Below are 17,849 nucleotides of genomic sequence, written 5' to 3' on the forward strand. Positions count from 1 at the left end.
CTCAATCGCACCGCACGGCTATAGTGTCCGGGGCACGCACCGTCTTCTTGGCCGCCTGCACCCAGCCGTACAGTGTGTGCTTGGGAATCCCGATCCGGGAGGCTACGTCCACGACTGTAAAGCCGCGCTCGATTACCTGCTTCACCGCCTCTGCGCGGAACTCATCCGTGTACTGCTTGCTGTTGCCCATAAACACCTCGGTCATTGCCATCAATTATGGCGTCCGAGTGTCTACGAAAGGCTGGCCGGTCCACCTGTTCAACTCCAGCAGCAAGAGCATCGATCGTACCCGCCTGAGCTTCCATCAGGATGGCGATGACCTGCTGATCCGTGTTGACGGCGATTCCACCCAACAGGTGCGCGTGTACAAGCACTTCGACGCCAGCGGCAATTACGCCATCGACTATGTGCAACCCTCCGATGGCTACGGCATCTCTGCCGCAAGCATCAGCGCTATGTTGACCCCCTTGTCGGGTACCCAGTCCATTGCGGCCCCCATGGCCCAGGGCGGTGCAGAGGCCATGCGGCAGATGTCCATGCCGAACCTGGCGCATACCTCGTTGGCGAAGGGAACGATTGGGAGCGGCTCGAAGCGGGAAGGCAATGGGATCTGGGGCTATGTGCCCCATCGTCCAACCCGCGAGGCCGGGGAGGTCCTGGGCTTTGATCCGCGTGCGTCAGGCGTGCCTTCTGATGGTATGGACGTGTCACGGCGGACCGTGCCGTGGCTGCCGTTGATGTGGGACGACGCGGTATCGCCTTCGTCCTTGGAGGCGGAAGGCCGTCCGGGCATATCCGACGCAGGCCGGCCGGCGATGCCTTTCTAGATGGATTGGCAGGAAATTCCGGACAGCTTGGGGATGCCAACGCCGATCATCCGGGAGGCGTTCATCACCCGGACGGGAGAGCTTCAACTCCTGGTCGACGCGATGGCGGGTTACGGCGATGCCGTGCAGTCTGAGCAGAGCATGCCGGAGACAGAGCCGTTCGCTCTGGGTATGCATGGTGTCCCGAGGTCCGCATTCAATCAGGGTCTCAGGCATCACGCCATGTCTGCGATACAGATGATGTAGCCGAAAACCACTCGATTGAGCAGCTTCGAGAAGAGACCCGGGGAAACGCGGGTCTCTTTTTTCTGTGGAGCGGCGAAGAAAGCCGCCATGTATGAGTGCGCACATGGTTGCACGCAGCGGGACTGCGACCGGAAGGTCGCACGGCTCTTTCCCTGAACGACGAAGCCCCGGTATTGCCGGGGCTTCGTCGCTTGCGGGGTGCCGGAGCGGCAGGCCGGATCAGCGATCCTGCTGCACCGTACGCACCTTGTGCTGCTCGATGAACTGCCTGGACGGTTCGTCCAGCTTGTCGCCGAGCACGCGGCGCACGGTGACGAAGAACAGCGGGATCAGCAGCACGCCGATGACGGTGGCGAACAGCATGCCGCCGATGACGCCGGTACCCAGCGAGTGGCGGGCGTTGGCGCCGGCGCCGGTGGAGATGGCCATCGGCAGCACGCCCAGGATGAACGCGAACGAGGTCATCAGGATCGGCCGGAAGCGCAGGTGCGCCGCTTCGATCGCGGCCTCGCGCAACGTCTTGCCGGCGGCGCGCTGTTCCACCGCGAACTCCACGATCAGGATCGCGTTCTTCGCGGCCAGGCCAATGACCGTCACCATGCCGATCTTGAAGTACAGGTCGTTGGGCAGGCCGCGCAGCAGCGAGAACACCACCGCGCCGAGGATGCCGACCGGCACCACCAGCAGCACCGAGACCGGGATCGACCAGCTTTCATACAGCGCGGCCAGGCACAGGAACACCACCACCACCGACAGCACCATCAGCAGCGCCGCGGCGTTGCCGGCCAGGATTTCCTGGTAGGACATGCCGCTCCAGTCGTAGCCGAAGCCGTTGGGCAGGTCGTTGCGCACCAGGTTCTCCATGGTCGCCATCGCCTGGCCGGAGCTGCCGCCCGGGGCCGGCGAGCCGACGATGTTCACCGCCGAGTAGCCGTTGTAGCGGCTCAGCGCTGGCGGCGCGTAGATCCACTCGGACTTGACCACCGTGCTGAGCGGGATCATCGAGCGCTGGCCGTCGGCGTCCTTGCTCAGCGAGCTGGGCACGTAGTAGCTGCGCAGCGATTCGGGACCGGTGCGGTAGGCGGCATCGGCCTGCATGTTCACGCGCTTGATGCGGCCGCCGTAGAAGAAGTCGTTGACGTACACCGGCGCCAGCATCATCTGGATCGCGGTGTAGACGTCGTTGACCGACACGCCCATGGCCTGGGCCTGCACGCGGTCCACCTTGAGCTGCAACTGCGGCGAATTCTCGAGAGTGTTGGGGCGCACGCCGACCAGCGACTTGTCGGCCGATGCCGCGCCGATGAGGGTGTTGCGCGCCTCCATCAGGGCATCCTGGCCGGCGCCGGCGCGGTCCTGCAGCCACATGTCGAAACCACCGAACTGGCCCAGGCCCTGCACGGTGGGCAGGTTGACGAAGAACACCTGCGCGTCCTTGATGCCGACGAACGCCTTGCCGTTCATCTTCTGGATGAACTCCGGCGCGGTCTCCTTGCGCGCGTCCCAGTCTTTGAGGCGGATGAAGGCCATGCCGACGTTCTCGCCGGAACCGATGAAGCTGAAGCCGGTGACCTGCATCATGCCCTCGAAGGACGGGTCGTCCTTCATCATCCCCAGCAATTGGTCGAACACCACCGAGGTGCGGGTCTTGGTCGCGCCCGGCGGCAACTGCACGATGGCCAGCGCATAGCCCTGGTCCTCTTCCGGCAGGAAGCTGCCGGGCAGACGGGTGAACAGGAAGCCGCACAGCACCAGCAGCAGCGCGAACACCATCAGCCAGCGCGGGCTGTGGCGGATGACGCTGCCGACGCTGCCGACATAGCTTTTTTCCAGCTTGCCGTAATAGGTGTTGAAGGTGCGGTAGATCCAGTTCGGCCTGTCGTTGTGGGTCGGCTTGAGGAAGGCCGCGCACAGTGCCGGGGTGAAGCTCAGCGCCAGCAGCGCCGAGAAGCCCATCGACATGGCGATGGTCAGCGCGAACTGCTTGTAGATCTCGCCCGAGGCGCCGGGCTGCATGGCGCTGGGAATGAACACCGCGGCCAGCACCACGGTGATCGCCACCACCGCGCCGGTGATCTGGCCCATCGCCTTCTGCGTGGCCGGCTTGGGGTCGAGCTTTTCCTCGCTCATGATGCGTTCGACGTTCTCGATCACCACGATCGCGTCGTCGACCACGATGCCGATCGCCAGCACCATCGCGAACAGGGTCAACTGGTTGATGGTGAAGCCGATCGCCAGCATGCCCATGAAGGTGCCGAGCAGGGCCACCGGGATGACCAGGGTGGGGATGATCGTCGCGCGGAAGTTCTGCAGGAAGATCAGCATCACCAGGAACACCAGCACGACGGCTTCCACCAGCGTGTTGACCACCTCCTTGATGGAGATGTTGACGAAGGTGGTGCTGTCGAACGGGGTGAACCAGCTCACCCCGGGCGGGAAGCTGGGGGCCAGGTCATCCATCTTGGCGCGTACCGCCTTGGACACGTCCAGGGCATTGGCGCCGGGCAGCAGCTGGATGGCGAAGGCGGCCACCGGCTTGCCGTTGTAGCGGGTGTCGAAGCCGTAGTTGGAGGCGCCGAAGGCGACGCTGGCCACGTCCTTGAGGCGCACCACGCTGCCGTCGGCGTTCGCCCGCAGGATGGTGTTCTCGAACTCCTCCGGCGAGCTGTAGCGGCCCTCGGCGGCGACGGTGGCGGTGAACGCCTGGCCGTTCGGGGCGGGATCGCCGCCGACCGAACCGGCGGCGAACTGCAGGTTCTGGGTGCCGATGGCGTTGTACACGTCGGTGGCCGACAGGTGGTAGCCCTGCAGCTTCTCCGGGTTGAGCCAGATGCGCATGGCGTACTCGGAACCGAACTGCTGGGTACTGCCGACGCCCGGCACGCGCGAGATCTGGTCGAGCACGCGCGAACCGACGATGTCGTTGAGCGCGTCGCGGTCCACCGAGCCGTCGTCCGAGCGCACGCCGATGGCCATCAGGAAGCCGGCGTTGGCCTTGGCCACCACCACGCCCTGCTTGGTCACTTCCGACGGCAGCCGCGGGGTCGCCAGCGCGACCTTGTTCTGCACCTGCACCTGGGCGATGTCCGGGTCGGTGCCGCTGTCGAACGTCAGGGTGATGGAGACGCGGCCGGTCGAGGACGAGGACGAGCTGAAATAGACCAGGTTGTCGATGCCGGTCAGCTGCTGCTCGATCACCTGGGTGACCGATTTTTCCGCGGTGGCGGCACTGGCGCCGGGGTAGGTGGCGCTCACCGTGACCTGCGGCGGGGCGACGCTGGGGTAGGACTCCACGCCCAGGTTGAGGATCGAGATCACGCCGCCGAGCGAGATCAGGATGGCCACCACCCAGGCGAATACCGGGTGGTCGATGAAGAATTTAGGCATGGCGGGTTCCCGTTTCCCTTACTTGGCCGGAGCCGGCGCGGCAGCGGGCTTGGCGGCGGGCTGGGCCGCGGCCGGCTGCCACGGCGAGGGCTTGGCCGGCGCACCTTCCTTGACCTTCTGCACGCCCGAGACGATGACCTTGTCGCCGCCGGCCAGGCCGGAGGAGACCAGCCAGCTGCCGTTCTGCTGGCCGTCCAGCACCACGTCCTTGCGGACCACGTTGCCATCGCTGCCCACGACCAGCACATAGCCACCGCGGGTGTCGCGCAGTACCGCCTGCTGTGGGATCAGGAAGGCGTCCTTGCGCTCGCCCAGGTTGGCCTTGAAGCTGACGAACGAGCCAGGCAGCAGGGTGCGTTCGGGGTTGGGCAGCTGCGCGCGCAGCGAGACCGCGCCGGTGGCCGGGTCGACCGTGGTGGCCGAGAAGTCCAGCGTGCCCTGGTGGGTGTACGGGGTGCCGTCGGGCAGGTTCACCTGCACCGTGGCCCTGCCGTCGCCGGCCAGGGCCACCGCGCCCTTGTCCTGGGCGGCACGCAGCGCGCTCAGTTCGTCGGCGGTCATCGAGAAGTTGACGTACAGCGGGTCGACCTGGTCGACGGTGGTCAGCAGGGTCGCCTCGCCCTGTCCGACCAGTGCGCCCTCGGTCACCTGCTGCTTGCCGGCCACGCCGGCGATGGGTGAGGTGACGTTGGCATAGCCCAGGTTGATGCGGGCGGTGGCCACGGCGGCCTGCGCCTGCTGCACGGACGCGGCGGTGGTGCGTTCGGCGGCCTCGGCGTTGTCCAGGTCGGACTTTGACACGTAGCTCTGCGGCGCCAGCGAGCGCGCGCGCTCGGCGGTGGTCCTGGCGTTGGCATGGCTGGCACGGGCCGCGGCCAGCGCCGCTTCGGCCGAGGCCAGCGAGGCACGCAGCGGCGCCGGGTCGATCTGGAACAGCAACTGGCCTTCCTTCACCACGCTGCCTTCTTCGTAGGCGCGCTTGAGCAGCACCCCGGAAACCCGCGCGCGCACATCGGCCGAGCGGAACGGCGACAGTCGGCCGACCAGTTCCCGCTGCAGCGGCAGGGTCTGCGCCTTGGCTTCGATGACACCGACGTCCGGCGGCGGCGGGGCGGCCTGTTCCTGGGGCTTCTTGCAGGCGGTCAGGCCCAGGGCCAGGGCGCCGGTAAGGGCGAGGATGCGGAGCGGGGAGGTCATCGTGAAACTCCGGAGGTTGTTTAGCGAGTGCCGGGGATGCCGGCCGGCGGCGCCGGGAAGGCGCGCAGGAAGGCATCAACGGCGAATTCGGCCCACCGGCGGCGCAACTCGGGGACGTCGCGGTAGGGGGCGTGGAACCGTTGTCGTTCGAAATCCTGGCCAGCGATCATGCTTATTAACATTTCAGCCATGAAATGCGCATCGTCATGGATGATGCGGCCGCGGGCCATCTCGGTTCGCATCCATTCAGCCAACTGGTCGCGCAGGACATCGGCGCTGTCGTGGTAAAGCGCGCGCGCTTCCTCGCGGAATTCCAGAGTGCCGCTGGCGATCACCTGCGCGGCCTGGCGGACACGCGGCTGGTTGCGGTGTTCCAGATAGTGCACGGCGAAATCCAACAGTACCTCACGCAATGGGCGCTCGTCGCCGGCGGCCAGCGGGGCGGCGGCGACGCTGGCATGCCGCCGCATCGCCAGGCTGAGCAGTTCGCGCTTGCTGCCATAGCGGCTGTAGAGGGTCTGTTTGGAGCAGCCCACGTAGGCGGCCACCGCGTCCATGCTCAGGTGCATGCCCTGGGTTGCCAGCAGCTCGCGCACGGCGTCGAAAACGCGCTGGTCGCGCGCCTCGGCAGGCGTGGGTCGGGAGGGGGTGGGATGCACGATTTGGACTATACCGTCCAGTTTACAATTGGTAAAGCGGCGCGAAAACGGGTTTTTCCAGGCCAGGTGCGGTTCGTCCGGAAAAACCCGGAAAGCATCATTTTGTTGTTTTAAAACAATGCGTTGCATTGGTTTTCGGGGGTGTTTGGAGGGGGCGATTGCGGCCCTGCAACAATGCTCTTCGAATGGCGGGGGCTACAATCGCGCCTCCCCAGGAGCCCACTGAAAGCTCAACCATGAAATCGCAAAACAACGCTGCCAAGTCCGCAAAAACGAAATCCCAACCGGCTGCCAAGCAGAGTGTTTCCGAGGCCGGCCTGTCCCTGGAGCCGGTTTTTGCGGCTTTGCGCAAGCGTTACCCCGCCGCGGCCCAGGCCCAGGCGGTCGCCTTCGCTTCGGCGTTCTACAAGCGCATGGAGACTGATGAATTCGGCGCGCACCGCGCCGAGGACTGGGCGGCGCTGGCCGCCGGCATGCTGGAGTTCGCCCGCGTGCGCAAGCCGGGCAAGGCCAATGTCCGCGTGTTCAACCCGGGCCTGAAGACCGACGGCTGGGAAACCGCCCACACCGTGCTGCAGATCGTCAACGACGACATGCCGTTCCTGGTGGACACGGTATCGCTGGCGCTGGCCGACATGGGCGTTGGCGTGCACGTGCTGGGCCACCCGGTGATCGCGCTGGGTCGCGACAAGGCCGGCAAGCTCACCGCCGTGGGCGAAGGCACGCTTGAGTCGGTGATGCTGCTGGAGATCGACCGGCAGCCGGCCGACGCCATGGAAGCAGTGGCCAGGCGCGTGAACGAGGCGCTGGAAGACGTGCGCGCCATCGTCAAGGACTGGGAGCCGATGCGCGACAAGGCGCTGGCCCTGGCCGACGACCTGGGCCAGCGCACCCTGCCGGTGAGCGACGAGTCGCGCCAGGAGGCACAGGAGTTCCTGCGCTGGGCCGCGGACAACCATTTCACCTTCTTCGGCTACCGTGAATACAAGGTCGAGAAGCAGGGCCGCGAGGACGTGCTGGCGGCGCAGAACGGCACCGGCCTGGGCCTGATGCGCGGCAAGGACACCTCGGTGGCGCGCCCGGTCAAGGGGCTGGCGGCGCAGGGCCTGAACACCACCAGCGGCCTGACCGACGCGCTGATCCTGACCAAGACCAACGCCCGTTCGCGGATCCACCGCGGCGGCTACATGGACTACATCGGCGTGCTGGAATTCGACGCCAAGGGCCGCATCATCGGCGAGCAGCGCTTCCTCGGCCTGTTCACCTCCAGCGCCTACAACCGCCGCCCGTGGGAAATCCCGCTGGTGCGCCAGCGCTACGAGAACGTGATGAAGCGCTCGGGCCTGAGCCCGTCCAGCCACAGCGGCAAGGCGCTGCGCCACATCCTCGAATCGCTGCCGCGCGAGGAGCTGTTCCAGTCCAGCGAGGACGAGCTGTTCCGCACCGCGATCGGCGTGCTGGGCCTGCAGGAGCGCGTGCGCAGCCGCCTGTTCCTGCGCCGCGACAAGTTCAGCCGCTTCATTTCCGCGCTGGTGTTCCTGCCGCGCGAACGCTTCAACACCGACGTGCGCCTGCGCATCGAGGGCCTGCTGCGCGATGCGCTGCAGGGTGAGTACGTGGATTCCAGCGTGGTGCTGGGCGACTCGCCGCTGGCGCAGGTGCACCTGATCGTGCGCCCGAAGGCCGGGCAGAGCCTGGACCTGGATACCGACGGCCTGGAGAAGCGCCTGGCCCACGTGCTGCGCAACTGGCAGGACGACCTGCGCGAGGCGCTGGTCGGCCGCCACGGCGAAAGCGAAGGCCTGCGCATCGCCTCGCGCATCGGCAAGGCGCTGCCGGCCGGCTACATCGAGGACTCCAGTGCCGAGATCGCTGCCGCCGACGTGGTCCAGCTCGACGCGCTGACCGGTCCGGACGACCTGCGCCTGAGCCTGCAGACCATCCACCGCGAAGGTGCCGATGGCCTGCGCATGAAGCTGTACCGCCAGCTCAAGGACATCCCGCTGTCCGACGTGCTGCCGATGATGGAGAACATGGGCCTGCGCGTGATCGCCGAGCGCCCCTACCGGCTGATGGTGGACGACGCGCCGGTCTACGTGCAGGACTTCGAGGTCGAATCGACCGTCGGCGCGATCGACGCGACCGCCGCCAGCGCGGCCTTCGCCGAGGCCTTTGCCCGGGTGTGGCACGGCGAGGCCGAGAACGACGGCTTCAACCGCCTGGTGCTGGCCACCGGCCTGGACTGGCGCCAGGTCTCGATGCTGCGCGGCTACTGCAAGTACCTGCTGCAGATCGGCGTGCCGTTCTCGCAGGCCTACGTCGAAGGCACCTTCAACCGCTACCCGCTGCTGGCGCGGTTGATCGTGGAGCTGTTCGAAGCCCGCTTCGACCCGGCACCGGCCACCGACAAGGCCACGGCCGATGCGCAGCTGGCGCAGTTCAAGGCGCTGGCCGGCGGCGATGCCGCCACCATCAAGCTGCTCGAGGGCGTGGTCAAGGCGCGCGGCGGCAGCCGCGACGCGCGCATGGCGCTGGTCCACGACACCCTGGTCAAGCTGCTGGACGGCGTGTCCAGCCTGGACGAGGACCGCATCCTGCGCAGCTTCATCGGCGTGATCCAGGCCACCCTGCGCACCAGCTACTACATGCCGCGCAAGGACGGTCTGCGCGCCGACGGCGGCCCGGCAGACTACATCAGCTTCAAGTTCGATGCCGCCAAGGTGCCGGACCTGCCCAAGCCGCGTCCGTACCGCGAGATCTTCGTGTGCGGCCCGCGCGTGGAAGGCACCCACCTGCGCTTCGGCCCGGTGGCCCGTGGCGGCCTGCGCTGGTCCGACCGCCGCGAGGATTTCCGCACCGAGGTGCTGGGCCTGGTCAAGGCGCAGATGGTGAAGAACACGGTGATCGTGCCGGTCGGCTCCAAGGGCGGCTTCTACGCCAAGCAGCTGCCGGATCCGGCGCTGGACCGCGATGCATGGTTCGCCGAGGGCGTGGCCTGCTACAAGCGCTTCATCAACGGCCTGCTGGACATCACCGACAACATCGTCGGCAACAAGATCGTGCCGCCGCAGGGCGTGGTGCGCCACGACCAGGATGATCCGTACCTGGTGGTCGCCGCCGACAAGGGCACCGCGACGTTCTCCGACACCGCCAACGGCATCGCCCGCGCGCACGGCTTCTGGCTGGACGACGCCTTCGCCTCGGGCGGCTCGGTGGGCTATGACCACAAGGGCATGGGCATCACCGCGCGCGGTGCGTGGGAGTCGGTCAAGCGCCACTTCCGCGCGCTGGGCCGCGACTGCCAGAAGCAGGACTTCACCGTGGTCGGCATCGGCGACATGTCCGGCGACGTGTTCGGAAACGGCATGCTGCTGTCCGAGCACATCCGTCTGGTGTGCGCGTTCGACCACCGCCACATCTTCCTCGATCCGAACCCGGTGGCGGCGTCGTCCTTCAAGGAACGCGCGCGCATGTTCAAGGTGCCGCGTTCGAGCTGGGCGGACTACGACGCCAAGCTGATCAGCAAGGGCGGCGGCGTGTACCCGCGCTCGCTCAAGTCGATCGAGATCACCCCGCAGGTGCGCGAGGCGCTGGGCATCGACGCCGGCATCAAGTCGATGACCCCGACCGATCTGATCAACGCCGCGCTCAAGGCGCCGGTGGACCTGGTGTGGAACGGCGGCATCGGCACCTACGTGAAGTCGGCCAGCGAGAGCAACGCCGACGTCGGCGACCGCGCCAACAACGGCCTGCGCGTCAATGGCGGCGAGCTGCGCTGCAAGATCGTGGGCGAGGGCGGCAACCTGGGCATGACCCAGCTCGGCCGCATCGAGGCCGCGCACAACGGCGTGCTGCTCAACACCGATTTCATCGACAACTCCGCCGGCGTTGATACCTCCGACCACGAGGTCAACATCAAGATCCTGCTCAACGACGTGGTGCGGGCCAAGAAGCTCACCGTCGAACAGCGCAACAAGCTTCTGGCGTCGATGACCGACGAGGTCGCCGGGTTGGTGCTGATGGACAACTACCGCCAGAACCAGGCCATCAGCCTGATGGAGCGGATGAGCGTCAAGCGCCTGGGCTCCAAGCAGCACTTCATCCGCACGCTGGAGCGGCAGGGCCTGCTCGACCGCCAGATCGAGTTCCTGCCGTCCGACGCCGAGCTGTCGGCGCGCAAGGTGCGTGGCCAGGGCCTGACCCGTCCGGAACTGGCGGTGCTGCTGTCCTATTCCAAGATCGTCGCCTTCCAGCAGCTGCTGGAGTCGGACATCCCGGAAGATCCGTACCTGTCCAAGGAGCTGCTGCGCTACTTCCCGCAGCCGCTGCAGAAGAAGTACGCCGACGCGATGAACGGCCACCGCCTGAAGCGCGAGATCATCGCCACCGCGGTGACCAACCAGACCATCAACCGCATGGGCGCCACCTTCCTGATGCGCATGCAGGAAGACACCGGCCGCAGCGTGGCCGAGGTCGCCAAGGCCTACACCATCAGCCGCGAGACGCTGGATGCGCGCGCGCTGTGGACGCAGATCGACGCGCTCGACGGCACCCTGCCCGAGGCCGTGCAGGTCGATGCCCTGGAAGTGATCTGGAAGCTGCAGCGTTCGTTCGTGCGCTGGCTGCTGAACCGTCCGGGCGCGATGCCGGGCATCACTGCCGCGGTCGAGCGCTACCAGGGGCCGTTCAACGACATCCGCGTCGCTTCGGGCGTGCTGCCGGATTCGCAGCGCCCTGCCTACGAGGCCAGCGTCAAGCAGTGGAAGGAGAAGGGCCTGCCGGCGGCACTGGCGCAGCAGCTGTCCGAGCTGCAGTTCCTGGAGCCGGCGTTCGACATCATCGAGCTGGCCCGCACCCGCAAGCTCAAGCCGGTGGACGTGTCCAAGGTCCACTTCCGCCTGGGCGAAGCCCTGCAGATGCCGTGGCTGTTCGAGCAGATCGACGCGCTGGAGGTCAACGGCCGCTGGCACGCGGTCGCCCGTGGCGTGCTGCGCGACGAACTGGCCGCGCACCAGCGCAACCTGGCCGGCCAGGTGCTGTCGATGAAGGGTGGCAGCGCCGAGGCCAAGGTCGCCGCGTGGCTGGGCCGCGACGACAGCAGCCTGCGCTTCACCCTGGCGATGCTGGCCGAACTGGCCGAGCAGAAGACGCTGGACTACCCGACCGTCTCGGTCGCGGTGCAGCGCCTGGGCCAGCTGGCGGCGCACGGGGTTTGAACCCCGTGGTCGGGCCGGTTCTACCGGCCCGACCCAACAGTCCGCGGCGCGAACTGTTGGCACCGCCCTCGGGCTTGCCTGTCCCCGCGGCTGTCGCCGCGCCCCCTTGCACAAAGGGGGCTTTGCTCCAGAAAGATGGCAGGGGGTGCGGACCACGGGTCGGCACCTGCCGGACAAAGCACCGCGGCCAGGGCCGCTTCTGTGAAAGCAACGGATGTTGCGGCAGGAGCGGCCCTGGCCGCGGTGCTTTCCGGCTTCCTGCTCCCGGCAAAGGCAGGGTTCGCGATTGCGGGTTATCCTCGGTAATCCTCACCGCAACCGACGATGGCCATGTCCCCCCGCATCGCCTTTCTCGCCAGCAGTACCGACACCGCGCAGCAGGCCCGCGAAGGCCTGGCCGCGCGCTATGGCGACCACGCCCCGGATGCGGCCGACGTGCTGTGCCCGCTGGGCGGCGATGGCTTCATGCTGCAGACGCTGCACCGCTTCGGCAGCATGGGCAAGCCGGTGTTCGGCATGAAGCTGGGCACGGTCGGGTTCCTGATGAACCACCATCGCGACGACGACCTGCTGCACCGGCTGTCACAGGCGGAGCCGGCGCACCTGCGCCCGCTGGAGATGATCGCGCGCACCGAATCCGGCACCACGGTCGGCTCGCTGGCCTACAACGACGTGTCGATGCTGCGGCAGACGCGGCAGGCGGCGCATATCGGCATCGACCTCAACGGCCAGCAGCGCGTGGAGGAGCTGATCTGCGACGGCGTGCTGGTCTCCACCCCGGCCGGCAGCACCGCCTACAATTACTCGGCGCACGGGCCGATCCTGCCGCTGGGTTCGAACACCATCGCGCTGACGCCGCTGGCACCGTACCGGCCGCGGCGCTGGCGCGGGGCCATCCTCAAGGCCGAGACCGAAGTGCGCTTCCGGGTGCTGGACCCCTACAAGCGGCCGGTCAGCGTCACCGCCGACTCGCACGAGACCCGCGACGTGGTGGAAGTCACCATCCGCGAGTCGCGCGAACGCCAGGTGACGCTGCTGTTCGACCCCGAGCACAATCTGGAAGAACGCATCCTCAGCGAACAGTTCATGTTCTGAGCGGGTGCGCGGGCAACAACGCCGGCAACGGCAAGGCAATGGATCAGGAACATGGGTGACAACACTCCCAGGCTGTTGACGGTGGCAGTGACCTCGCGGGCGCTGTTCGACCTCGAGGAAGGGCATGCGCTGTTCGAGCGCGAGGGCGTGGAGGCCTACGCCGCATACCAGCGCGAGCACGAGGACGACGTGCTCAAGCCGGGGGTCGCCTTCCCGGTGGTGCGCAAGCTGCTGGCGCTGAACGAGGGCGCTCCCATGGAGACGCCGCGGGTGGAGGTGATCCTGCTCTCGCGCAACTCGGCCGATACCGGGCTGCGCATCTTCAATTCGATCCAGCACTACGGCCTGGGCATCGTGCGCGCGACCTTCACCGCCGGCGAGCCGACCTGGCCGTACGTCAAGCCGTTCGGTACCGACCTGTTCCTGTCCGCCAACCCGGAATCGGTGCGGCGCGCGCTGGTGCACGGCATCGCCGCGGCCACCATCCTGCCCCGTGGTCCCGGCGAGGTATCCGCGGCGGCGGCCACCGACACCGGGCGGCCGCCGGCGCAGCTGCGCATCGCCTTCGATGGCGACGCGGTGATCTTCGGCGACGAGGGCGAGCGCATCTCGCGCGAACACGGTGTGGAAGCCTTCGGCCGCCACGAGCGCGAGAACGCGCACGCGCCGCTCAGCGGCGGGCCGTTCCGCAGCTTCCTGTCGGCCCTGCACGCGTTGCAGGCCGCGTTTCCGGCCGGCGAGGAGGCGCCGATCCGCACCGCGCTGGTCACCGCGCGTTCGGCGCCGGCGCATGAACGGGTGATCCGCACCCTGCGCGAGTGGGGCGTGCGCCTGGACGAGGCGTTGTTCCTCGGCGGACGCCACAAGGGACCGTTCCTGGAAGCCTTCGGCGCCGACATCTTCTTCGACGACTCCCAGCACAACATCGACAGCGCCCGCCAGCACCACAGCGTCGCCGCCGGTCATGTGCCGCACGGTATCGCCAACGCCGACCGCGCCGGATGAGCGGCGGCGGAGGTGCGCACGTGCGCCGTACCTGGCGGCACGTGGAGCTGCAGTTCCAGGGCGACGTCACCCAGACCCGGATGTCGCGCTGGTTCCCGCAGCGCCTGCACGTCGGTTACACCCGCACCATGCTCGCCGCGCTGTGGCTGCATCCGGCACCGCGGCGCATCGGCATCATCGGGCTCGGCGGCGGTGCGCAGGCCAAGTTCTGCCATCGCCATCTGCCGCAGGCAGGTATCGAGGTGGCCGAGAACAATGCCGGGGTGATCGCGCTGCGCGATGCGTTCCGCATCCCTGCCGACGACGCGCGGCTGCACGTGGCGTGCGTCGATGGCGCGCGCTGGCTGCGTGGCCAGCGCGGCCGCTTCGACCTGCTGCTGCTCGACGCCTACGATGCGCAGGGCATTCCCGCTGCGCTGTCCACCCAGGCGTTCTATGACGATTGTCGCGCCGCGCTTGGAGCAGACGGGGTCATGGCCAGCAACCTCTACGACACCGACACCCGCGCGCACCTGACGCGGCTGCGGCGCAGTTTCGACGGGCGCGTGCTGAAGCTGGACGAGCCGGGCATGAGCAACAAGGTCGCGATCGCGTGGAACGGCGCGCCGCATCCGGCGCCGGTCGATGCCGCGCTTGCGGCGTTGCCATGGGCGGCACGGGGGCAGCTGCGTGCCGGTTTCCAGCGGCTGTCGCAGGCCTGGGCACGGTCCACGCCGCACTGAGTTCCGGGCCGGCGGATGTCCGGCCGGCAGCCGGCGCGCCGGTCACGATGTGGTGCGTGCCTGGCGCCCGAGGCTGAACCGCGGCCAGCACAGGATTTGCTTTGCGCGCGCCAAGCCTCTACCGTGGTCGCGCTGAATGACAAGGGTCACCTTGAATCGTGGCCCGATGCTGTAGAGGTTGCCTTCTACACTGTTGCACCCGCTTCTCAATTCTCCTTGGAATCAGCGTCCTGCCGCCAAGCGCGGCGCCCATCCGCAACAAGGAGCATTGAAATGTCCCAGTCCCAAACCGGTACCGTGAAGTGGTTCAACGACGCCAAGGGTTTTGGCTTCATCACCCAGGACGGCGGCGGTGAAGACCTGTTCGTCCACTTCCGTTCGATCGAATCGTCCGGCTTCAAGTCGCTGCAGGAAGGCCAGAAGGTCACCTACGTGGCGGTGAAGGGCCAGAAGGGCATGCAGGCCGATCAGGTCCGCGTGGTCTGAACTGACCGGCAATCGCCGTGATCGGAAAGCCCGGCCTCGTGCCGGGCTTTTTCGTTGCGGCCGTGCGTGGCGCGCAGGCGCTACTGGGTGATAGCCGCCCGCACCCGGCAGGCGCAGGCATGGGTGGTATGCATGTGGCCGTCGGTCTTTGCCCGTGCCCGCTGGCTGGCGGGTGCCGCCAGGGCACCGGCGCCGGTGGCGCATCCATGCCACGCCCGCGCGTCGGCGTGGCATGGCGCCCCGCGATCATGCAGTGCGGTGCGAAGCTCTATACGGGCTGCGCGGAGCTGGCTACGGCCGTCAGGAACGTCAGGACGTGGATGCCGGCGGGTCGGCCGGACCGGTTGCCTGGGTGCCGTTGGGGGCGCGCTTCCTGGCGAGCTTCTCGTCCTTCTGCTTCTTCTTGGCCAGCTCGCGCTGGCGTTTCTCGTATGAGTAATTGATCTTGGCCAAGTTCGTCGTCCGTCGGGGGAGGGGAGGTCAGGTCTTTTCCGGGGTGCGCTCGGCGACCGCCGGCTTGCCGCCACGGCCGGACGGTTTCGGACTCTCGACCTTGCCGCGCAGCGGGGTGTTGCCGAGCGTTTCTATCTTTCCGCCGGCGCGGTCGAACGCGGCCAGGTCCTCGGCAATGCGCTCACGGGTCAAGGGCCCTGATGCGGACGGACCGGCGAAGGCCGACGATGTTTTCCTCGGTGCGATGGAACCGGATTTGCGCGGTGTACTCATGTGCTCTCCTCATGCCAGTGTCGATTCGATGGTGCGGCTTCCGGAGCGCGCGTATGCCGCGCGCACCGAGCGGCAGCAGGGCCCGCCCATGGCGAAGGATCTGCAGACCGCCGGCCGGCTTGCATGGATCCGGCAGTTCATCCGTTGCCCGTCCACGGCCACGCACCAGCCCTCCGGATCGCGGGCCATGACCCGCAGCCCGTGGAGCCGGGTGGTCATGTGCGCGGGCACGTCGTCTTCGCTGTCCAGCACCACGGTCAGGCGGCAGCAGACCGCGTCGCAGGACGTGCAGTGGACGCTGGCAGCGGCCTGCCTGGATGACGGGTTCAGGCCCCGTCTCCACGCAGGTCGTGTGCTGCCGGTGCCCTTGTGGGCAGGTGCCTGGCGACGCCGATGCCGGGCCGGCGTGATGCCGGTGTTTCGCGGATGCAATGTGCGGTCATGGAGACTCCCGTTGAGCGGCCGCCCGGACGCACCGGAGCGGATGACGCAGGAAAGGGAGCGGAGCGGGCAACTGCCTGGGCGGCTGCGCGGAACGCGCGGGGCAGGCATTGCCTGCCCGGCCATGCTACCACCTTGCGGCTAGGCCGGTTTCACGTACCGTGCCGTTTCCGGCATGCGCTGGATCGATCGCGTCCGCGATCGAGGCGCAGCGACGGCGAACGCAGTCCATCGGCAACGCCGCCCGCGCGCTGTCTGGGGCGCCAAGGCCCGGCGCCCCGGGACGGCGCGGCAGGGGACTCATTGCGGGGCGTCCAGGGGCAGGGTGATGTCGGTCAGGCGCCAGTGCAGCCCCTGGCGGGACAGCACGAAAACCACGCTGCCGCCGTCGTCGAGCGGCCGGGTAGCGGTGAAGCGCGACAGCGATTCGTAGCGCCCGCGTGCGCCCTGCAGGGGGCGGGCCGGCGCGGGCGGGCCCCAGGTATCGCCGTCGGCGGTGTCGCCAGTGGCGCGCTTCCACACCCCATGCCCCTGCAGCAGCGCGGAGATGCCGGCGGGGGTGACCATCACGTCCACCGCCGCGCCGGTCAGGCGGCCGGCCACGCCCAGCGCCATGACGCCGAACAGGCTGGACTGCATGTCGCTGCCGGCGCGCCGCACCAGCTGGTCGTCGAGTTGCGCCTTGAGGTTGATCCGCAACGCCGGGAAATCGACATGCCGGGCAAGTCGTGCGGCGTCGCGCTGTTCGATCGCCTCGGAGATGCCGCGGATCGCCAGCCAGGGGCCGGCGGCCACATAGCCGGCAAGCAGCACCAGCAGCAGGGCGATGGTCGGCAGCAGCCATTTCTTCATCGTCGCGCTCCGTGGCTCAGGTCGGCCGTTCGGGGTGGGATTCGGCCCAGCGCCGCAGCAGCACCAGGGTCTCGGCCCAGGCCTGGCTGCAGAAGCCGAGGAACTCGCTGTCCGGGTCCCAGCCCAGGTGGCGGAACTCGAGCACCGTCATCGGTTCGCCCTCATGCGGCAGGCCGCGCCAGGCGCCGGGACTGGCGCGGCGCGACAGTTCGAAGCGGATCTCGGTGCCGGTCCACGCCGAGGCCGGGCTCTGTACCGGGTGCCGGCTGATCACCTCCCAGCGCACGCAGTGCGCGGAGGTTTCCAGCACCTTCATGGCAACCACGCCATGCGCCGGCCCCGGGTTGTGGCTGAGCACGGCGTCGCCGTCGATCACGCTGGCGGTGTGGGCGACCCACCAGCGCCCCAGTCCCTGCGCGGTGGCCAGGCCGGCGTGTACGGTGGCCAGCGGTGCGTCGATCCAGATCTGGTGATGGATGGCGGCCATGGCGGCGGCTCCGTCGGGCGTTGCCCGCTAGGGTGCCGCAAATCCACCGGCGTGGCGTGAATCCCGGCGTGCGCTCAGAACTCCAGGTCCAGCGCCGCGCACAGGTAATCGACGAACGGCCCCAGCGCGGCGAGGTCGGCGGCCAGGCTCTGGCGCAGCCGCGGGCCGGTCATGAGCGTGTCGTCCAACTGGCGCCACAGCACCCAGTTGCGATGCTTGAGGTCGTCGATGAACTCGAAATCGGCCGGGAACCCGCGCGGTGCGCGCACCAGTTTCTCGCTGGTCTCGAACGCGTAGCGGCGGCGCGTGGCCGGCGCATGCGCAGCTGCCTTCCAGCTGCCGGGGTTGTCGAAGATGAACTGGCGGATGCGGCGTTGCGTATCCGGCTCCGGGTGCCAGATGCCGGTACCCACGAAGCTCTCGCCCGGTGCCAGGTGGATGTAATACGACGGCGCCGGCACCTGCTTGCGGCGCTCATGGAACAGGCGCGCGCCCTTCCAGGT

General features: G+C 68.0%; 16 protein-coding genes. 6 read left to right on the forward strand and 10 right to left on the reverse strand.

What is annotated here, in order from left to right; translation table 11 throughout:
• Position 1: 1 nt before the first annotated feature.
• Positions 2–190, reverse strand: coding sequence for a transposase (locus ABB33_RS15100; RefSeq protein ID WP_275452954.1), 189 nt, complete (start codon positions 188–190; stop codon positions 2–4).
• A gap of 37 nt (positions 191–227) precedes the next feature.
• Between ABB33_RS15100 and ABB33_RS15105 the strand changes: the two genes are divergently transcribed.
• Positions 228–827 carry a calcium-binding protein gene (locus tag ABB33_RS15105; RefSeq protein WP_056932637.1) on the forward strand — a complete coding sequence of 200 codons (600 nt, stop codon included), beginning with the start codon at positions 228–230 and terminating at the stop codon, positions 825–827.
• Between the two features lie 465 nt (positions 828–1,292).
• Here the strand turns inward: ABB33_RS15105 and ABB33_RS15115 are convergent, their stop codons facing one another.
• The 3 genes from ABB33_RS15115 to ABB33_RS15125 are packed head-to-tail and all read right to left on the reverse strand — an operon-like array spanning position 1,293 to position 6,445.
• Positions 1,293–4,460, reverse strand: a complete 3,168-nt coding sequence (locus ABB33_RS15115) for a multidrug efflux RND transporter permease subunit (RefSeq protein WP_056932639.1) — start codon at positions 4,458–4,460, stop codon at positions 1,293–1,295.
• Between the two features lie 18 nt (positions 4,461–4,478).
• Positions 4,479–5,657, reverse strand: a complete 1,179-nt coding sequence (locus ABB33_RS15120; protein ID WP_082595124.1) for an efflux RND transporter periplasmic adaptor subunit — start codon at positions 5,655–5,657, stop codon at positions 4,479–4,481.
• Positions 5,658–5,677: 20 nt separating this feature from the next.
• Positions 5,678–6,445: a TetR/AcrR family transcriptional regulator gene (locus ABB33_RS15125; RefSeq protein WP_082595125.1), complete on the reverse strand. Its 768-nt coding sequence runs from the start codon at positions 6,443–6,445 to the stop codon at positions 5,678–5,680.
• 107 nt (positions 6,446–6,552) lie between these two features.
• Between ABB33_RS15125 and ABB33_RS15130 the strand changes: the two genes are divergently transcribed.
• The 5 genes from ABB33_RS15130 (at position 6,553) to ABB33_RS15150 (ending at position 14,840) form a co-directional block, all read left to right on the forward strand.
• Positions 6,553–11,532: an NAD-glutamate dehydrogenase gene (locus ABB33_RS15130; RefSeq protein ID WP_056932640.1), complete on the forward strand. Its 4,980-nt coding sequence runs from the start codon at positions 6,553–6,555 to the stop codon at positions 11,530–11,532.
• 324 nt (positions 11,533–11,856) lie between these two features.
• Positions 11,857–12,627 (forward strand): NAD kinase, encoded by a 771-nt coding sequence (locus ABB33_RS15135; protein ID WP_054666519.1) that lies wholly within the window; start codon positions 11,857–11,859, stop codon positions 12,625–12,627.
• A 51-nt stretch (positions 12,628–12,678) separates the two neighbouring features.
• Positions 12,679–13,632, forward strand: coding sequence for a 5'-nucleotidase (locus ABB33_RS15140; protein ID WP_054666515.1), 954 nt, complete (start codon positions 12,679–12,681; stop codon positions 13,630–13,632).
• 20 nt (positions 13,633–13,652) lie between these two features.
• Positions 13,653–14,354: a spermine/spermidine synthase domain-containing protein gene (locus tag ABB33_RS15145; RefSeq protein ID WP_225546624.1), complete on the forward strand. Its 702-nt coding sequence runs from the start codon at positions 13,653–13,655 to the stop codon at positions 14,352–14,354.
• Positions 14,355–14,627: 273 nt separating this feature from the next.
• Positions 14,628–14,840, forward strand: coding sequence for a cold-shock protein (locus tag ABB33_RS15150; protein ID WP_054666511.1), 213 nt, complete (start codon positions 14,628–14,630; stop codon positions 14,838–14,840).
• A gap of 309 nt (positions 14,841–15,149) precedes the next feature.
• On the opposite strand, the gene ABB33_RS18900 is transcribed toward ABB33_RS15150, so the two are convergent.
• The 6 genes from ABB33_RS18900 to ABB33_RS15170 all read right to left on the reverse strand — a co-directional run.
• The gene (locus ABB33_RS18900; RefSeq protein ID WP_169790241.1) at positions 15,150–15,293 is read right to left on the reverse strand and encodes a hypothetical protein; all 144 of its coding nucleotides are present in this window, start codon (positions 15,291–15,293) and stop codon (positions 15,150–15,152) included.
• A gap of 27 nt (positions 15,294–15,320) precedes the next feature.
• Positions 15,321–15,485, reverse strand: a complete 165-nt coding sequence (locus tag ABB33_RS18860; RefSeq protein ID WP_211260892.1) for a hypothetical protein — start codon at positions 15,483–15,485, stop codon at positions 15,321–15,323.
• A gap of 90 nt (positions 15,486–15,575) precedes the next feature.
• Entirely contained in the window at positions 15,576–15,896 is a 321-nt protein-coding gene (locus ABB33_RS19125; RefSeq protein ID WP_152985120.1) for a YkgJ family cysteine cluster protein, read from the reverse strand.
• 411 nt (positions 15,897–16,307) lie between these two features.
• Entirely contained in the window at positions 16,308–16,859 is a 552-nt protein-coding gene (locus ABB33_RS15160; protein ID WP_056932642.1) for a DUF2939 domain-containing protein, read from the reverse strand.
• Between the two features lie 16 nt (positions 16,860–16,875).
• Complete coding sequence (locus ABB33_RS15165) at positions 16,876–17,346, reverse strand: SRPBCC family protein (RefSeq protein WP_056932643.1); 471 nt, start codon at positions 17,344–17,346, stop codon at positions 16,876–16,878.
• A gap of 74 nt (positions 17,347–17,420) precedes the next feature.
• A partial coding sequence (locus ABB33_RS15170) for a TIGR02453 family protein (RefSeq protein WP_152985119.1) occupies positions 17,421–17,849 on the reverse strand: 429 nt, incomplete at its 5' end.

It is taken from the genome of Stenotrophomonas acidaminiphila, assembly GCF_001431595.1.
Taxonomy (GTDB): Bacteria; Pseudomonadota; Gammaproteobacteria; order Xanthomonadales; family Xanthomonadaceae; genus Stenotrophomonas; species Stenotrophomonas acidaminiphila.